Genomic DNA, 15,217 nt, shown 5'->3' on the forward strand with positions numbered 1-15,217 from the left:
TTATTAAATTACCTTTCATACGTAGCATATGTTTTAGAGTAAGTTGTGACTAATGCTAACGCTCATTTTTTAATAAATGGGTGATAACACTATCAAGAAATTAATAGAGTTAATAGCACAGTTTAGTATGGAATTAACATGAAAGAAGACACCTTTAAGTTAAAGGATGTCTATACATAATAAGCTTTTAGGTTTGTTACAATAAGATAATAGATGGGTGGAGGTAAATGATGGTAAAGTATTCGTTCATAACCTTAATTATACTTATGGTTGGCTGTGAAAATGGTGAGGAACAAACAGTTTAATATGGTGAAATAGGCGAAGATTCTATTGTAAGAGTTGTTACGGACGACGAAGAAAGGTGTGTTTAATATGGATTGGATGCTCTATGTTTTACTCTTTTTAGTAGGGATTGGGATTGGTTTATTACTTCATTCAATTATGAGAAGAAAGCCAAGCTTATTACGCCCAATGAACACGATTGTTACGCTCGTTTTGGCGACTGGTATGATTCTAACATCCATTGGTTTATTAGTGGCATCACTTATGCTATTTCAGCTTGGATTTTATTTAATGATACCGAGCGTTGGGGTTTATGTGACTAAGTTAATGGTAGGTCGAAAGAATCTTTTGTGAACAAGTAATTTATTATAGGTTGTCAGTCAGTTTTAAAGCTAAAATCATCGAAGTGGGAATAAAGACAACGATTATAATTAGAATAGACGTTAAGCTTGAGAGAGCATTCCAAATAAAAAAAGTATTAAAAATGTACTCATAAGCTTTAAAAAGAATGAAGAAAATAGCGATAGAAAGTAAGTAAAACACAACTGTTTGTTTGTTCATTTCGATCACTCCTATCAACTGTTTAATGTTTGCTTGTAATGAGCCAGTAAAGATGTTTTGTATTATGTGAATGAGTTAGGTGAGTCGTAACACGGCAATTTCCGTGTTCACGTATAACTTTAGAGGTAATAATTTTAATAACACCAAGTATTTCTGACATAAGAGGTGAGTTGTGAAGTGACCTTGAAGGTGTTTTAACAAAAGTGATGATCTGGATACTTGGTTGTTGTTGGTTGTAGTAAGCTAAAACATGGTTTGTTTCATATACGATTTTAGTTGGTGTCAGCCCATTTAATAACATTTCCGCACAAAAGTCATCAGGCATTGATGAGCCCCTTCCTTTTATATTTGACACACTTTTCTGATATTATAACAACTTTTCCGAAACTATTCCACAGGTATTTCGGCTTACCTTTGATTTCGGTTAAATGATAATGGTATAGTTATAATAACTTAATTGAAATTCAAATGAGGTGGGACAGTGAAGCGAGAGTATAAAGTACTCGTCATTGCCTTAGTAGCTGCTGCATTTATTTTAAGCTTATTTGCATTCAGATTACTAGTTCAATAGATTGATGAAGGAGTTATGAACTATGGTTAAAAGGTCGTTAATCATCATAGTAACAGCATTTCTATTAATAGGTGGCAGTGTCATGGCGGTAAACGCATGGATGACAGATGAGTCTATGTACGTAGATGAAACTGGTTGGGCATTTTATGCTGAACTAAATGAAGAGCTGATGCAACAGTTCTCTGAGGAAGACGTTATGTATAGACAAGCTTTAGAAGAAAAGGTTGATTATGATTTTTCAGATCAGTATGGTGCTATAGAAGTCGTATTAACAGAAGTTCGACGCGAAGAAGGAAATCCACATATATTAATAGGCGAAGGACATGCTTATTTTCAAACGAACGACTTTATATTTGAAACAGATTTCGACGATGTCCAAGTTTATCAAATAGAAGGTGAAGAAGGACCTATTCGTGGCATGAGTATTGATGGTGAGTTCACGACGGCTGAAGGTGAGTTGGACATGCTGTCATTTAATACATATTGGAGCCCTGAAACTGGAAAAGTTTATGCGGTTGGAAGTGTTGGCTTTGTGACGAACTATGGTATGTTAGCATTTGGAGATCCATTTGTTGACCAAGACGATTTTTCAGAAGAAAATTTAATTGAATTTGAATAGTTTGATGAGAACTTCCACTATGAATTGGTGGAAGTTTTTTAGTTTGCGGGAGTATCTATTTCTGGTAAAATATTCTTATAATTAATTTAATAAAAGAGGCGTTTGTGATTGGGATACATAAAAGAACTAAGAGAACTAGTAGGGCATCGACCATTAATATTTGTTGGTGCTGTAATTTTACTTGAAAATAATGAAGGAAAGTTATTGCTTCAACAAAGAAAATTTCCACATGGTGCATGGGGGCTTCCGGGTGGGCTAATGGAGTTAGGTGAATCGACTGAAGATGTTGCAAGAAGAGAATTAAAAGAAGAAACAAACTTAGAAGTTGGTAAACTAAACTTGATTAATGTTTATTCGGGTCCTGATCAGTATATTAAAGCAGAGAATGGTGATGAATTTTATGTTGTAACCATCTCTTATTACGCCAATGATTTTACTGGTGAAATTAAAGCAGATCTAGAAGAATCCATTCAATTTAGTTTCTTTTCGCCAGAACAATTGCCAGACCATATGGTTGGTAGCCATCGAATGATGATCGAAGACTATTTAACAAAAAAGTGAGTTGACGTATGAACTTATTCATTAATCAACTAGCAACAGTAACAGTAGGTTTTTCAACGGCTGACATGGTTATTCAGCTCATCATGTTTGTATTTCTAGTCGCTTCTCTATCTGCATTAATCGGACTAGCTGTCGTTTTCTTTAAACGGAATAATGAAGTTAAAGGGTTAAAAGAACGCGTCGATCAATTAGAAAAAGAACGTAACAACGGGTGAAGGCTAGTGTCATGTCATATGTTGTGGTACGCTTTTTGTAGACTAACGTAAGGAGCATCTATGATATGTTTGACTTTTTAAAACCAGAGAAAAAATACGGTGTTGTCGGACTGGCATTATTAATTGTTGGTGTTGCCGGTTTTGTCATATTAGAATTGTACTATACCCTATGGTTACATGAGTATCAGCTTGCTAGCTTGTTTTTCTGGGGAGTTGGATTCATTGGTAGTATCCTTTACATAGTAGATTTAATTAGAAAAAGAACGAATACGTAAGGAGAGTTATTTTGTCAGAGTACTTAATGGCAATGACATACGATGAGTGTCCGGTAGAAAACGTTTGGGAAGAAATGAATGATTATATTCTTGATGAATCGATTGAGCTAAACTCTCAGCTAAAAACGATCGCAAAAGCTGACGTTGCACCTGTAGTACGTGTGTTTAAAATTAACGATAAACAATCGACCTTTATTAAAGAAATTCGTTATGAAGAATACCAATGTAACTATGAAAAATGGGCCTAGAAATAGGCTCATTTTTTAATAAATAGAAAAAATATACATTTTATTCTAATTTAGAAGGAAATTTGTTTAATTATGTTGAAGTAGGTAAAGAGGCTTATATTTCTATAGTTATAATGTAACAAACAAAGGCGGCGTGCTATGAAGCGAACTATTTTATTATTGTTGATTTGTTTAATTTCAGTTGGTTGTTCGTCGGGGGCTGATGGTGGAGGGGGAGAGGGTGCAGTTCTTCCAGCTCAAATGCCTGATGACTTTGATTTTGTTTATCAATATGGTTTTGAAGAAAGGCATGAATTAAATACATTTGATGATCTTTATACGAAGGATTTAGTTGACGACGGTGAAATCTCAACCGTTTTAGTCATTAACGATCAAGATAAGAAAGACATTTATAAGAAGGTGCGGGAATCAAATATATTAGAAGCACCAGATGAACTGACTAGAGAAGCGGTTGATGGTACGCAATGTAGTAGTAATCCTTACACAACACATAATCTCAACATTAAAGCGAACGGGGATGAACATTCAGTCAGTTGGACGACGAACAATTGTTTGACAGACGAATTAATGGATTTAATCGATTTTACGAATTACTTGCACGAAGATGTTATTATGTCACATGAATCATACCGAGCTTTACCAGAAGCAGAAGGAACTTACGAATAATCCTTCTGCTTTATTTTTTATTTATATGATAAAATGAAATCTAGTTAAAGTTGTAGACGGAGGAGGCCCAATACATATGTGGAGGAAATTTTTGTTCGTTTGGTTACCGATTATTTTAGGCTTATTCATTATATATTTTATTTATGACTTATGGCGTAGTGATGAAGCGGACCTCGGCTTTTTTGGTCAACTTATGATTGTAGCTTTAGCCGGCATTTTCATAGGAGCGTTCATCCGGAAGTTTGTCATGAAGAAAAACTAATAAGGTATATGTTTTAAAGTTGGAGGTTGATTGTTAGATCAGCCTTTTTTTTATTTTGTTGTGCTATGATAGACTAGTAAAAATTTGAATAATAGACAACTAGAGTTAGAAAGGTGTATGCATCTATGTTACATAACCCAAAAGGAAAAGAGCGAATTGGTCTAGCATTACTACTTGGTATGTTAGCTGTATTAGGCCCGCTTAATATTGATATGTATTTACCGGGATTTCCAGGTATCTCAAATGATTTAGAGGCTAGCGCTTCGCTCGTTCAATTAACACTGACAACGTGTTTGATCGGCCTTGCTTTAGGACAAGTTGTCGTTGGTCCTATTAGTGATGCACGTGGTAGAAAGAAACCATTATTAATTAGTATATTTTTATTTGCGTTAGCCTCTTTTTTATGTGCGATCGCGCCTAATATTACAACGTTAATTATTGCTCGTTTCTTACAAGGCTTTACAGCAGCTGCTGGTATTGTCTTATCTCGAGCTGTTGTACGTGATGTTTTTTCTGGTAAGGAGTTAACGAAGTTTTTCGCATTATTAATGGTTATTAACTCAACGGCTCCAATGCTCGCACCAATGGCTGGTGGAGTGATTTTAGCCTTTCCGTTTGCTACTTGGCACACGATCTTTTACTTCTTAGGTTTGTTAGGAATTATAATTGTTATCATTACAGCTTGGAAGTTACCTGAGACGTTAGAGGAAGACAGACGTATTCCGAGTTCAATTGGTAGTACCGTTAAAACGATGGGAAGCTTATTTAAAGACAAAACGTTTATCGGTTATGCTTTAACATTAGGATTAATTCATGGCGGAAGCTTTGCTTATGTGGCCGGGACGCCATTTGTGTATCAAGATATTTACGGTGTATCACCACAAGTCTTTAGTGTGTTGTTTGGTATAAATGGACTTGGCATTATTATCGGAAGTTTTCTTATTGGTCGTTTAGCGGGTGTGTTTCATGAACGTACGTTACTTAAAACAGCAGTCATTACAGTAGTGACAATGACGTCCTTTTTAATTGTCATGACGATCATTGAAGGGCCACTCATATCGTTAGTCATTCCAATCTTTATCTACATGACCGCGATGGGGATGGTGCTGACGAGTACGTTTACATTAGCTATGCAACATCAAGCTAACCGAGCAGGGAGTGCCAGTGCTTTATTAGGTACATTACCATTATTATTAGGTGCAGCTGTTTCCCCACTTGTCGGCTTAGATGAAACGACTGCTGTACCGATGGGAACAGTGATGTTTGTAACGTCCGTACTAGGTTTTGTGGCATTTTTCGGTTTGACGAAAGAGGAGTAGTGCATGAACTCTAGAACAAGTTAATGATCGTTTTCGTTATCTAGTTTATTTGAACTATATAGGGTTCGGAGACTTTAATTTAGTTATACAAATCAATTTGAAGTATAGCAAGGAGGATACAAATAAATGAACTTTCGTGAATTTGGATTACTTTTATTTGTTGAAAGATATGATGAGTGTCTTGCTTTTTATCGAGATTTTCTTCAATTAGAAGTAAGAAATGTGAATGACACACTTGTTTCTTTTGAATTGCCACATGGTTATTTGATGGTTGAACAAGGTGGATCCGGATTTCATGAGGAGAAGTCGCGACATCAAAACCCCACTGTACTTCGGTTTGATGTTGTATCATTATCTGAATCTGTTAAGGAATTAGAAGAACGTGGTGTACAGTTTATCGAAAAGTTTAAAACGTTTGACTGGGGAACAATTGCTGTACTAAACGACCCTGATGGTAATCGCATTGAATTAGGTGAAATTAATCAAAGTAGTGGGTCTTTCAAAGGTAATCATTAATCTGTTTTAGATTCCTCACAATTGCTTAGCTTTTTTGAATCCTCCTTATGATAATATGAATATAATAAGCATCCATAGGGGGTGGTCGTTATGGAACAAATACGTCAAGAAGCGCGCGAGTTTATGATCAATACTTATTACGAGCTTGGAAAAACTGAAGAAGAAGCGTTACATCGGATCGAAGAAGTTGATCAAGAAATTGTTGACAAAGGTTTTTATGAACAGACATTTGAAGAACTGGAATACGGAGCTAAAGTTGCATGGCGAAACAGCAACCGTTGTATTGGCAGACTGTTTTGGGACCAGCTTCACGTGATCGACAAAAGGCATTTAAAGACAGAAGAAGCCATTTTTCAAGCCTTAGTTGAACATATAGATTTTGCGACAAATGGTGGTCGTATTCGTTCGACGATCTCTGTCTTCCCACAATTGAAACAAGGTGAAAAGGTTCGGGTGTGGAATCACCAACTCATTCGCTACGCTGGTTATGTAACAGAGCAAGGTGTTATTGGTGATTCTGACTCAATCGAGTTTACGAATAAGTGTATTGAACTTGGTTGGGAGCCGAAGTATGGCCATTTTGATATTTTACCACTCGTCATTCAAATTAACGACAACGAACCAAGATGGTTTGAAATTCCTGAAGATGTTTTAATAGAAGTGCCGATTCATCACCCTGAATATGACTGGTTTTCTGACCTTAATCTACAATGGTATGCTGTTCCAATCATTTCAGACATGTCATTAGATGTTGGTGGGATCACTTATCCAGCTGCCCCGTTTAATGGTTGGTATATGGGAACTGAGATTGGCGCACGCAACTTCGCTGATGAATATCGTTACAATATGTTACCGATGATTGCTGAATATATGGGGTTAAATGTTAAACGGCAATCGACACTTTGGAAAGATCGTGCGTTACTCGAATTAAATACAGCAGTTTTGCACTCTTTTAAAGAAGCTGGTGTCAGCATAGTGGATCACCATACAGCTGCTCAACAGTTTAAAAAGTTTGAAGAAAAAGAAGCGACCGAAAACCGTGATGTAACTGGTAAATGGACGTGGCTTATCCCCCCAGTCTCACCTGCGACAACACATATTTTTCATAAGCCTTATAGTAATGAGATTGTTAAGCCGAATTACTTTTACCAAGGCAAGCCGTTTAAAGAAGGATGATTGAAGTGAAGTTAAAGCAATTTGCCGCAGCGTTTTTGTTTAATGAAAGTGAAGAAGTTCTTTTATTACAGAAAAAGGCTGATGCTAAATTTTTGGCTGGTAAGCGCGTGCCGATCGGAGGACATATGGAAATCGGCGAGATGAATGACCCCGAATCAGCATGCATCCGAGAAATTAAAGAAGAGACAGGTCTTGAGCAACACCAAGTTAGCAACTTAACACTTAAATATGTCGTCCACCGCATGAAAGGTGATTACATTTATATACAGTTTATTTTCTTCGGTAAGCTTCAACCCAATGTGGACGTGGTCGAAAGTGATGAAGGTGAGTTGAATTGGATTCCAAGTGATCGCCTGAAAGATGAAAATGTTACAGAAGCCATTCGTGAGTTGGCGAGGCATTATGAGGAAAAAGGTCAATATGACGATGAGGTCTATGTTGGCGCAATGTTTTCTAATGAAGGTCAGCCTCAAATGTCATGGAGTGTTTTACAAGATTGGGAGCGGCTTTCAGCTAAATAACATGTTAAGGCTTTCTATTCGGTAATTAACTGCTGTTATTCGGTATTAACTCCGTGCTATTCGGTAATAATCGTCTCTATTCGGTAATAACTCCATCTTATTCGGTAATAATCAGACTAGATATCCAACTAATAAGCAATCACTTAACAGAAACATTACTACGCCAAGTTGTAAGATGAACATAAAGGGGAATAACAATGCGGTTAATCATCATATGTATCAGTCTAAGTATTGTTTTAATAGCTTGTCAGTCGGAGCCAGAAGGAGTTTCTGAAGAACAAGTTCAAGAAATGTCATCAACAATTGAAAGTCAGCAAGAACAAATTCAAGCCTTGCAGTTAGAGTTAGAAGAAAAGACTCGTGAACTGCAACAGGAAAGACAAAAGTCGTCTGAAGAACAACAACAAACAGAAGAAAGTGAACAAGATCATGTAGAGGAAGAAGTTGAGCAAACGAGTAACCCGCAAACAGAAAACTTCGAACTCCACTCACCACAACAGAACACCGTCATTACTGATAGAATCTCGATTGAAGGGATGATCCACGTTGACGCCGTCAATCAAGTGGAGTTAGAAATCGTTGATCACTTAGGTGAAACGATCGAGCATGTCGAGATCGATGACGACTGGTTCGGTGATTTATCAAGTGACTTTGATTGGACGGGGATTGAACTAAACATGACGATGACAGAACAACCAAGTTCAGGTGAAGGTTATCTTCACATTCATGACTTAAAAGCAAACGAAGAGCGTTCCGTTCCGATTATATTTGAATAAATGAGGTGATGATGCTGGAAAAAGTTAATCAAGCACCATTAATTTTGGGAGAACGTGTGACTTTAAGATTACCTAAAAAGCAAGATATTGATGATCGCTTTCAGCTCGGACGTAACCCTGAAGTCGTTAAAATGTTCGGTGGCGATACTCATAATCTATCAGAGTTTACTTATGAAGATGCCAAAGCGTTTATTGAGAAAACTGAGCAACATCCACTAGAGTGGTGTGTTGAGTATCAAGGACGGTGGATCGGCCATGCTCGGCTTCGTCAAGATCAACGTAGCAATCGTGCTAGTTATTCAGTTGGAATCTTTGACCCTACTGTATGGGGATTAGGCTTAGGTACAGAGGTTACTCAACTCGTCTTACAATACGCTTTTGAAGAGTTAGAACTTCACCGTGTCGGTCTTCGGGTGCTCGATTTTAATAAGCGTGCCATTGCTTGCTATGAAAAGTGTGGCTTTGTTCAAGAAGGGATGGAGCGGGAAAATGTCCCAATTGATGGTGAATATGCATCAGATGTTTTAATGGGGATTTTAGACCGAGAGTATCACCAAATTAAAAGCCAATTTAAATTCAAAGCTGTAACAAAATAGTAAAACATGGTCATTCAATTAACCTCATAATCTATGATATAATAAAATCTGTGAAAATCACATAAACAAAATCCGATTAAATAATCGGGAGAGGTTCTAGCCAAAACCCTCTATAAAAAACTAGGGATACTTAACTGTCCAGCCATATCCTTAGGGGTGTGGCTTTTTTTATGACTTTTTTACATGTATCTGTTGGCTAAATATGAAAAAACAGGTGATGAAGATGAAAAACGAAAAAGCTTTAGTCGTATTTAGCGGCGGTCAAGACAGTACAACGTGTTTGTTTTGGGCACTAGAAAATTTTAAGGAAGTTGAAACCGTAACATTTGATTACAACCAACGTCATGACCTTGAAATTGAAGTCGCTCAAGAGATCGCAAAAGAATTAGGTGTGAACAATCGTGTGCTCGATATGTCACTTATTAGCCAATTATCAGCTAATGCGTTAACACGTGATGACATCGAGATTGAAGAGAAAGATGGTGAATTACCATCTACATTCGTAGAAGGTCGTAACCATTTATTTTTATCATTCGCTGCCGTTTTAGGTAAACAAATTGGCGCGAAACATATTATAACAGGCGTATCAGAAACAGATTTTAGTGGTTATCCTGATTGCCGTGATGGGTTTATTAAGTCATTGAACGTCACTTTAAATTTATCAATGGATGATCAATTCGTTATTCATACTCCTCTCATGTGGCGTGATAAAAAAGAAGTTTGGCAGCTATCAGATGAATTAGGAGCACTCGATTTTGTTAGAGAAAAGACATTAACGTGCTATAACGGGATTATGGCCAATGGTTGTGGTGAATGTCCTGCATGCCAGTTAAGACGTGAAGGCTTAGAAGCATACTTAACAGAAAAGGGTGTTTCATAATGTGGGATTTTAAAATTGTGGATCGATTAGAGAAGTTAGATGAGGACATTAAACGAGAACAATTAAAATATCATAACAAACGCGTCATGGTCAGCAAAGAATTCACGTTTGATGCAGCCCACCATTTACATTGTTATGAAGGTAAGTGTAAAAACTTACACGGTCATACGTACAAAGTCATCTTCGGCGTTAGCGGTTATGTTGATGATACCGGTATTTTAATCGACTTTGGTGACATTAAGAAGATTTGGAAAGAGTTAATTGAAATCTATTTAGATCATCGTTATTTAAATGAAATGCTTCCACCAATGAACACAACAGCAGAAAATATGGTCGTCTGGATTTATGAAAAGATGGATGAAGCTTTACAACAAGATGAAAATCGTTATGACGGTGCACGAGTTGAGTTCGTCCGACTATTTGAAACACCGACAAGTTATGCTGAAGCGAGACGGGAGTGGATGGAAGATGAGTAAAATTCCCGTTTTAGAAATCTTTGGTCCAACGATTCAAGGTGAAGGCATGGTCGTCGGGAAAAAGACGATGTTTGTCCGTACTGCAGGTTGCGATTACTCTTGTTCTTGGTGTGATTCAGCATTCACTTGGGACGGATCCGCAAAAGATGAAATCGTTCAAATGACAGCAGATGATGTATGGAAGAGACTTCAAGAGATCGGTGGTCGTCGCTTTAACCATGTAACCATTTCAGGTGGTAATCCAGCACTATTGAAAAACTTAAATGGGTTAATCAACTTATTAAAACAAAATGAAATTGAAGTCGCTTTGGAAACGCAAGGCAGTCGTTGGCAAGATTGGTTTGTTCAGATCGATGATTTAACAATCTCCCCAAAGCCCCCAAGTTCCAATATGAAAACAGACTTTGATAAATTAGATGACATTATTCATCAACTATCGGAGCGCAATCGATTAAAGTATGTGAGTCTAAAAGTGGTGATTTTTGATGAAGCGGATTACCAGTATGCAAAAGGAATCGGAGAGCGTTACCCGCAAGTTCCGCTTTATCTTCAAGTTGGAAACCACGATGTTCATGGTGAAGATATTGAAAACTTAACAAGTAACCTGCTCGATCAATATGAACAGTTAATCGATCGAGTGGTGCAAGATGAACAACTGAATGACGTTCGCGTACTACCTCAACTTCATACGCTAGTTTGGGGGAATAAGCGAGGTGTTTAAGCTATACGAGAATGGATTTTCTATTATTAGAAGGTCCATTCTTTTTATTTTACCTATTATTAGTTGGACTGCGTATAAATGCCAACATGTTTTCTCATTATAAACTTAGGGTCATATATAGAAGGTGAGCTATATGAAAAATGAGCGGGTCAATTTTATTTATGTATTATTATTGCTTGTGACATCTGTTGGACTCTTGAATCACGTCATCATGATTCCAGCGTTATATGAAGCGGCTGGGCGAGACGCGTGGCTTAGTATTATCGGTACTTTTATCGCATTAGTTCCATGGGTATATATCATTCCATTTATTGCGAAGAAAACAAATCAAGAACACATTATTAAATGGATGCAAGATCGAATCTCGAAATGGATTGTTTATCCGATTGTTGCATTTATAAGTCTATTTTTATTACTTACTACGACCGTGACGCTATATGATCTAACGATTTGGACGAGTATTACGTATTTACCAAACACACCCAAATTGATATTACTTATAATGTTTCTTTTCATTTGCCTATATTTAGTTTCGATGAGTATTCGAACGATTGTAATTGTTAATACCATTTTACTTCCGATCGTAATCTTTTTAGGTTTCTTTGTCGCAACAACGAATTTGCCAAATAAAAATTACTCATTATTATTTCCTGTATTAGTAGATGGGTTTCACCCTATGTTAATGGGAATGATCTTTACAACAGCGTGTATGGTGGAAGTTTTTATTATAGTTTTTATCCAACACAGAATTAAGACCAAAATTCGTTATAGTGGCATTTTAATGATAACAGCTATTTTAATGATGCTCGGGTTAGGCCCAGTCATGGGAGGAATTGCTGCTTTTGGACCTGAAGTTGCGATGAAACAACGCTTTCCTGCTTATTCACAATGGCAACTAGTTACGATTGGACGATACATTGAACATTTAGATTTTTTCTCAGTTTACCAATGGTTATCTGGTGGTTTAATACGAATTTCGTTAAGTCTCTTTATGTTAATGGAGATTTTACGTATTAATCAAGTTAAAAAACGAAAAATTATATTACCGATCATTTGTTTATTTGTATTGACTATTGCGATGCTACCGATTAATGACATGCTTTTTGTCTCTTTTTTAAAGAATTTTTACTTACCATTTAATTTAATCTTCATTACGACATTATCATTTGTTCTCCTGATTATTGTGATGATAAAAGGAAAGGGGAAGGGATCTTCATGAATTCACAGCTTGATTCCCAAAAACTTAAAGACCTCTTTAAAGATTCTGAAGACGTACAAACTTATGACCTTACTATTGAAGGTAAGAAACTATTGTTTATTTATTGTGAAGGTTTATGTGACGAGCAGTTTTTAAATGAAGAGTTTCTTCCGACTTTTAAAAGTCATTTAATAAATTCACATTTTAAGACAGCTACTGAAGCGATAGAAAATTTTCATAAAATGTCTCACAAACGTGTATATAAGGAAGAAGAAATTATAGAAAAAGTATATTCTGGCGAGCTTATTATACATCTCTATGAAAATAAAGAAAACTACCTCTACGATTTAGCGAGTCCACCCGCACGACAGACGGAGGAAACCAGTGCTGAAGTAACTGTAAGAGGGCCGCGTGATGGATTTGTTGAATCAATGGAAATCAATGTGGCACTGATCCGGAAGCGTCTTAAAACTAATTCGTTAGTTTATGAAACGTTTACGGTCGGTGAACGTTCTAAAACGCCTGTTGGGTTATTATTTGTTAATGATATAGCACGTGATGAGACGATTAACCATATTAGGTCGTTACTTAAAAATATAGACATAGATGCCTTAGTGAATACAAATCAGCTGGAAGAGTTAATTCACGAAACACCACTAAGAATTTTACCAATGTATCATTACACGGGGAGACCGGACTTTGCGGTTAATAGCTTGTTAATGGGGCGTTTTGTACTGTTCATTGATGGTTCCCCAGTAGCACTTACTGCACCTGTAAACTTACCGTATATTTTAAAAACAGGCGAAGATCAAGTGTATCCTTGGTTTTTTAATTCATTCGAACGTATTATGCGATTGGCTGGATTAATCATTGGCATATTACTACCAGGGTTCTGGGTTGCACTTTCAGCTTTCCATCAAGACCAAATTCCATTAGTCTTCTTATCAAGTGCTTCTCAAGCGAGGCAAGGTGTACCACTCCCAACACCAGTAGAAGCATTATTGCTCGTTTTATTGTTTGATTTGTTAAAAGAAGCCGGTTTGAGGCTCCCTTTTAATGTTGGTCAAATACTTGGTGTCGTTGGTGGATTAATTATTGGTGATGCTGCTATACGTGCAGGAATTACAAGCCCAGCGAATGTAGTGATGGTGGCCACTTCGACTGTCGCAACATTTACAATCGCTAACCAGTCTTTATCAGGTGTCGTCAGTCTATTGCGGATTTTTGTATTAGTAATTGCTTCTTTTACTGGTTTATATGGCTTTTTTGTAGCTAGTTTTTTACTTCTAATTTATATGGCAAACTTAAGGTCATTTAATATGCCATATTTGGCACCCATTGCACCGTTTAACTTAAGAGGTGCAGTTAAAGCTATCATTCATCCACCAGAAAAGCTAAAAAAGAAAAGGCCCACAATGTTGGATGTAAAAGACACAGATCGAGGGAATACACCAAAATGAATAAGCGATTATTAATTGTAATGTTGTTAGTTCTGTTGTCTGGGTGCTGGGATTCGGATGAAATTGAAGATATGTATTATATCCATTCGATTGGTTTGGATTTTCAAGACAATCAATATGAAATTTATGCACAAGTCTTTAACTTTCAAGCCTTACCTAGTGCCGGTGGTGAGCAAGGTGGCGAAGGACTTCAAGCTATTGTTGGTAAAGGACAAGGTGAGACGATTGTCGATGCTGTTCATGATTTGTACCCAGCTGCACAACGTCGTATATTTTGGGGGCATTTATCTAGTGTAGTTTTTACAGAGGAAGCTTTGAATAATGATATAGAGGGTGCAATCGATGTATTATCACGCTTTTATGAAATACGACCGAACTTATGGATGTTCGCCACAGACGAACCATTAGAAGAGTTGTTAAATACATTCCCAATTATGAATTTAAATGTCATCTTTTCTTATTTTGGAGAACCGAAAGAAAGCCACGGACAAAGTTCTTATATAAGTCCAATTATATATAATGAGTTTAATGCTAATAGAAATGAGCCAGGTCGTACGGTGTTGCTACCGGTTATTGGTATAGAAGATGACCGTTGGATTGATGAAGGAGGCTATAAAAGCAACTTATCAGTTAACGCTGTTTCGTTAGTTCAAGGTAAACAATACTACGGGATTTTAAAAGATGAAGAAATGTTAGGTGTACGGTGGATTCAAGAAGAGACGAGACGAAGCCCGATCGTTGTGTACAATGATGATTTAGAACCGAGTGGATTAGCAGTTTTTAGAGTGAAAGATGTTAAAATAATCCCTAATCAAAATGAGGATCCGGTTACATTTGACATAGAAATTGAAGTGCAAGGAAGGCTTATTGAAATGTTAAATGATATTACAGAGGAACAGATCGTTGCTTCTGCTGAAAAGACTATTAAAGAAGATGTTCGAAAAACGTTTGAACAAGCACTTGATTTTGAAGCTGACGTGTATAGTCTGTCTTATGAATTGTTTAGACAAGATCATCAAAAGTGGAAGGAGTTAGGTGAGGATATAGAACTAGGTGAAGATACGTTACAAGAAATTAAAATCGATGTGAATTTAATGGATTCAGGTGTAGAAAGGATTCCTTAATAAAGAGTTAGGATAAATGTTAAATATAAGTGACATTTGTCCGATATAATGGTTAAGCCGCTATAAAAGGTGGCTTAACTTTTTTTAATTTCTTGTGAAGTTTGACCCTAAGTTTATGAGGGTATAAGGTCCTAAAGAATATAAATAATAATTAAACTAAAAAATGCAGCTGTTTGATGTGTTTAAGGAGTGGC

22 protein-coding genes and 1 riboswitch are annotated in these 15,217 nt (G+C 36.7%); of the genes, 20 read left to right on the top strand and 2 right to left on the bottom strand.

Annotated features, from left to right (window positions below; genetic code table 11):
* Positions 1-372 precede the first annotated feature (372 nt).
* Positions 373-636, top strand: coding sequence for a hypothetical protein (locus J2R98_RS00245; RefSeq protein WP_307064949.1), 264 nt, complete (start codon positions 373-375; stop codon positions 634-636).
* Between the two features lie 12 nt (positions 637-648).
* Here J2R98_RS00245 and J2R98_RS00250 read toward each other — a convergent pair whose 3' ends face one another.
* A complete protein-coding gene (locus J2R98_RS00250) occupies positions 649-843 on the bottom strand; it encodes a hypothetical protein (RefSeq protein WP_307064952.1) in 195 nt (64 codons plus the stop codon).
* A 22-nt stretch (positions 844-865) separates the two neighbouring features.
* Positions 866-1,168, bottom strand: a complete 303-nt coding sequence (locus J2R98_RS00255; RefSeq protein ID WP_307064953.1) for a hypothetical protein — start codon at positions 1,166-1,168, stop codon at positions 866-868.
* A gap of 268 nt (positions 1,169-1,436) precedes the next feature.
* Here J2R98_RS00255 and J2R98_RS00260 point away from each other — a divergent pair, with 268 nt between their 5' ends.
* From J2R98_RS00260 to J2R98_RS00350, 19 genes are all read left to right on the top strand, one after another.
* Complete coding sequence (locus J2R98_RS00260) at positions 1,437-2,033, top strand: hypothetical protein (RefSeq protein ID WP_307064954.1); 597 nt, start codon at positions 1,437-1,439, stop codon at positions 2,031-2,033.
* A 108-nt stretch (positions 2,034-2,141) separates the two neighbouring features.
* Entirely contained in the window at positions 2,142-2,594 is a 453-nt protein-coding gene (locus J2R98_RS00265; protein ID WP_307064956.1) for an NUDIX hydrolase, read from the top strand.
* A gap of 8 nt (positions 2,595-2,602) precedes the next feature.
* Entirely contained in the window at positions 2,603-2,809 is a 207-nt protein-coding gene (locus J2R98_RS00270) for a hypothetical protein (protein ID WP_307064958.1), read from the top strand.
* 65 nt (positions 2,810-2,874) lie between these two features.
* Positions 2,875-3,084, top strand: coding sequence for a hypothetical protein (locus J2R98_RS00275; protein WP_307064960.1), 210 nt, complete (start codon positions 2,875-2,877; stop codon positions 3,082-3,084).
* An 11-nt stretch (positions 3,085-3,095) separates the two neighbouring features.
* Positions 3,096-3,332, top strand: a complete 237-nt coding sequence (locus J2R98_RS00280; RefSeq protein ID WP_307064962.1) for a hypothetical protein — start codon at positions 3,096-3,098, stop codon at positions 3,330-3,332.
* A gap of 138 nt (positions 3,333-3,470) precedes the next feature.
* On the top strand, positions 3,471-3,998 hold the full coding sequence (locus J2R98_RS00285; protein WP_307064964.1) for a hypothetical protein: 528 nt from the start codon (positions 3,471-3,473) through the stop codon (positions 3,996-3,998).
* A 76-nt stretch (positions 3,999-4,074) separates the two neighbouring features.
* A complete protein-coding gene (locus J2R98_RS00290) occupies positions 4,075-4,260 on the top strand; it encodes a hypothetical protein (RefSeq protein ID WP_307064966.1) in 186 nt (61 codons plus the stop codon).
* Positions 4,261-4,385: 125 nt separating this feature from the next.
* On the top strand, positions 4,386-5,579 hold the full coding sequence (locus tag J2R98_RS00295; RefSeq protein WP_307064967.1) for a Bcr/CflA family efflux MFS transporter: 1,194 nt from the start codon (positions 4,386-4,388) through the stop codon (positions 5,577-5,579).
* A gap of 126 nt (positions 5,580-5,705) precedes the next feature.
* Positions 5,706-6,095, top strand: a complete 390-nt coding sequence (locus J2R98_RS00300) for a VOC family protein (RefSeq protein ID WP_307064969.1) — start codon at positions 5,706-5,708, stop codon at positions 6,093-6,095.
* A gap of 90 nt (positions 6,096-6,185) precedes the next feature.
* Positions 6,186-7,271, top strand: coding sequence for a nitric oxide synthase oxygenase (locus J2R98_RS00305; RefSeq protein WP_307064971.1), 1,086 nt, complete (start codon positions 6,186-6,188; stop codon positions 7,269-7,271).
* 5 nt (positions 7,272-7,276) lie between these two features.
* Positions 7,277-7,792, top strand: coding sequence for an NUDIX domain-containing protein (locus J2R98_RS00310; RefSeq protein ID WP_307064973.1), 516 nt, complete (start codon positions 7,277-7,279; stop codon positions 7,790-7,792).
* A gap of 197 nt (positions 7,793-7,989) precedes the next feature.
* Positions 7,990-8,568 carry a hypothetical protein gene (locus tag J2R98_RS00315; protein WP_307064975.1) on the top strand — a complete coding sequence of 193 codons (579 nt, stop codon included), beginning with the start codon at positions 7,990-7,992 and terminating at the stop codon, positions 8,566-8,568.
* Positions 8,569-8,579: 11 nt separating this feature from the next.
* Positions 8,580-9,164, top strand: coding sequence for a GNAT family N-acetyltransferase (locus tag J2R98_RS00320; protein WP_307064977.1), 585 nt, complete (start codon positions 8,580-8,582; stop codon positions 9,162-9,164).
* A gap of 84 nt (positions 9,165-9,248) precedes the next feature.
* Positions 9,249-9,294, top strand: a riboswitch (PreQ1 riboswitch).
* Between the two features lie 72 nt (positions 9,295-9,366).
* Complete coding sequence (gene queC / locus J2R98_RS00325) at positions 9,367-10,044, top strand: 7-cyano-7-deazaguanine synthase QueC (protein WP_307064979.1); 678 nt, start codon at positions 9,367-9,369, stop codon at positions 10,042-10,044.
* Positions 10,044-10,520, top strand: coding sequence for a 6-carboxytetrahydropterin synthase QueD (queD, locus tag J2R98_RS00330; RefSeq protein WP_307064981.1), 477 nt, complete (start codon positions 10,044-10,046; stop codon positions 10,518-10,520). The genes queC and queD overlap by 1 nt, the downstream gene beginning before the upstream one ends.
* A complete protein-coding gene (gene queE / locus J2R98_RS00335) occupies positions 10,513-11,241 on the top strand; it encodes a 7-carboxy-7-deazaguanine synthase QueE (RefSeq protein ID WP_307064982.1) in 729 nt (242 codons plus the stop codon). Before queD ends, queE begins: the two co-directional genes overlap by 8 nt.
* Before the next feature lie 133 nt (positions 11,242-11,374).
* On the top strand, positions 11,375-12,460 hold the full coding sequence (locus J2R98_RS00340) for a GerAB/ArcD/ProY family transporter (protein ID WP_307064984.1): 1,086 nt from the start codon (positions 11,375-11,377) through the stop codon (positions 12,458-12,460).
* Entirely contained in the window at positions 12,457-13,899 is a 1,443-nt protein-coding gene (locus J2R98_RS00345) for a spore germination protein (protein ID WP_307064986.1), read from the top strand. The genes J2R98_RS00340 and J2R98_RS00345 overlap by 4 nt, the downstream gene beginning before the upstream one ends.
* Complete coding sequence (locus J2R98_RS00350) at positions 13,896-15,023, top strand: Ger(x)C family spore germination protein (protein ID WP_307064988.1); 1,128 nt, start codon at positions 13,896-13,898, stop codon at positions 15,021-15,023. The genes J2R98_RS00345 and J2R98_RS00350 overlap by 4 nt, the downstream gene beginning before the upstream one ends.
* The last annotated feature ends 194 nt before the right edge of the window (positions 15,024-15,217 follow it).

The sequence above is a fragment of the Alkalibacillus filiformis genome (genome assembly GCF_030814115.1).
In the GTDB taxonomy this organism is placed as follows: Bacteria; Bacillota; Bacilli; order Bacillales; family Alkalibacillaceae; genus Alkalibacillus; species Alkalibacillus filiformis.

Bases quoted from the DNA above. Each gene is read 5' to 3' on its own strand.
- queD (WP_307064981.1), top strand. From the start codon at position 10,044: ATGTGGGATTTTAAAATTGTGGATCGATTAGAGAAGTTAGATGAGGAC.
- J2R98_RS00290 (WP_307064966.1), top strand. From the start codon at position 4,075: ATGTGGAGGAAATTTTTGTTCGTTTGGTTACCGATTATTTTAGGCTTA.
- J2R98_RS00320 (WP_307064977.1), top strand. From the start codon at position 8,580: ATGCTGGAAAAAGTTAATCAAGCACCATTAATTTTGGGAGAACGTGTG.
- J2R98_RS00305 (WP_307064971.1), top strand. From the start codon at position 6,186: ATGGAACAAATACGTCAAGAAGCGCGCGAGTTTATGATCAATACTTAT.
- J2R98_RS00285 (WP_307064964.1), top strand. From the start codon at position 3,471: ATGAAGCGAACTATTTTATTATTGTTGATTTGTTTAATTTCAGTTGGT.
- J2R98_RS00295 (WP_307064967.1), top strand. From the start codon at position 4,386: ATGTTACATAACCCAAAAGGAAAAGAGCGAATTGGTCTAGCATTACTA.
- J2R98_RS00260 (WP_307064954.1), top strand. From the start codon at position 1,437: ATGGTTAAAAGGTCGTTAATCATCATAGTAACAGCATTTCTATTAATA.
- J2R98_RS00250 (WP_307064952.1), bottom strand. From the start codon at position 843: ATGAACAAACAAACAGTTGTGTTTTACTTACTTTCTATCGCTATTTTC.
- J2R98_RS00275 (WP_307064960.1), top strand. From the start codon at position 2,875: ATGTTTGACTTTTTAAAACCAGAGAAAAAATACGGTGTTGTCGGACTG.
- queE (WP_307064982.1), top strand. From the start codon at position 10,513: ATGAGTAAAATTCCCGTTTTAGAAATCTTTGGTCCAACGATTCAAGGT.
- J2R98_RS00255 (WP_307064953.1), bottom strand. From the start codon at position 1,168: ATGCCTGATGACTTTTGTGCGGAAATGTTATTAAATGGGCTGACACCA.
- J2R98_RS00350 (WP_307064988.1), top strand. From the start codon at position 13,896: ATGAATAAGCGATTATTAATTGTAATGTTGTTAGTTCTGTTGTCTGGG.
- J2R98_RS00270 (WP_307064958.1), top strand. From the start codon at position 2,603: ATGAACTTATTCATTAATCAACTAGCAACAGTAACAGTAGGTTTTTCA.
- J2R98_RS00340 (WP_307064984.1), top strand. From the start codon at position 11,375: ATGAAAAATGAGCGGGTCAATTTTATTTATGTATTATTATTGCTTGTG.
- J2R98_RS00315 (WP_307064975.1), top strand. From the start codon at position 7,990: ATGCGGTTAATCATCATATGTATCAGTCTAAGTATTGTTTTAATAGCT.
- J2R98_RS00345 (WP_307064986.1), top strand. From the start codon at position 12,457: ATGAATTCACAGCTTGATTCCCAAAAACTTAAAGACCTCTTTAAAGAT.
- queC (WP_307064979.1), top strand. From the start codon at position 9,367: ATGAAAAAACAGGTGATGAAGATGAAAAACGAAAAAGCTTTAGTCGTA.
- J2R98_RS00245 (WP_307064949.1), top strand. From the start codon at position 373: ATGGATTGGATGCTCTATGTTTTACTCTTTTTAGTAGGGATTGGGATT.
- J2R98_RS00300 (WP_307064969.1), top strand. From the start codon at position 5,706: ATGAACTTTCGTGAATTTGGATTACTTTTATTTGTTGAAAGATATGAT.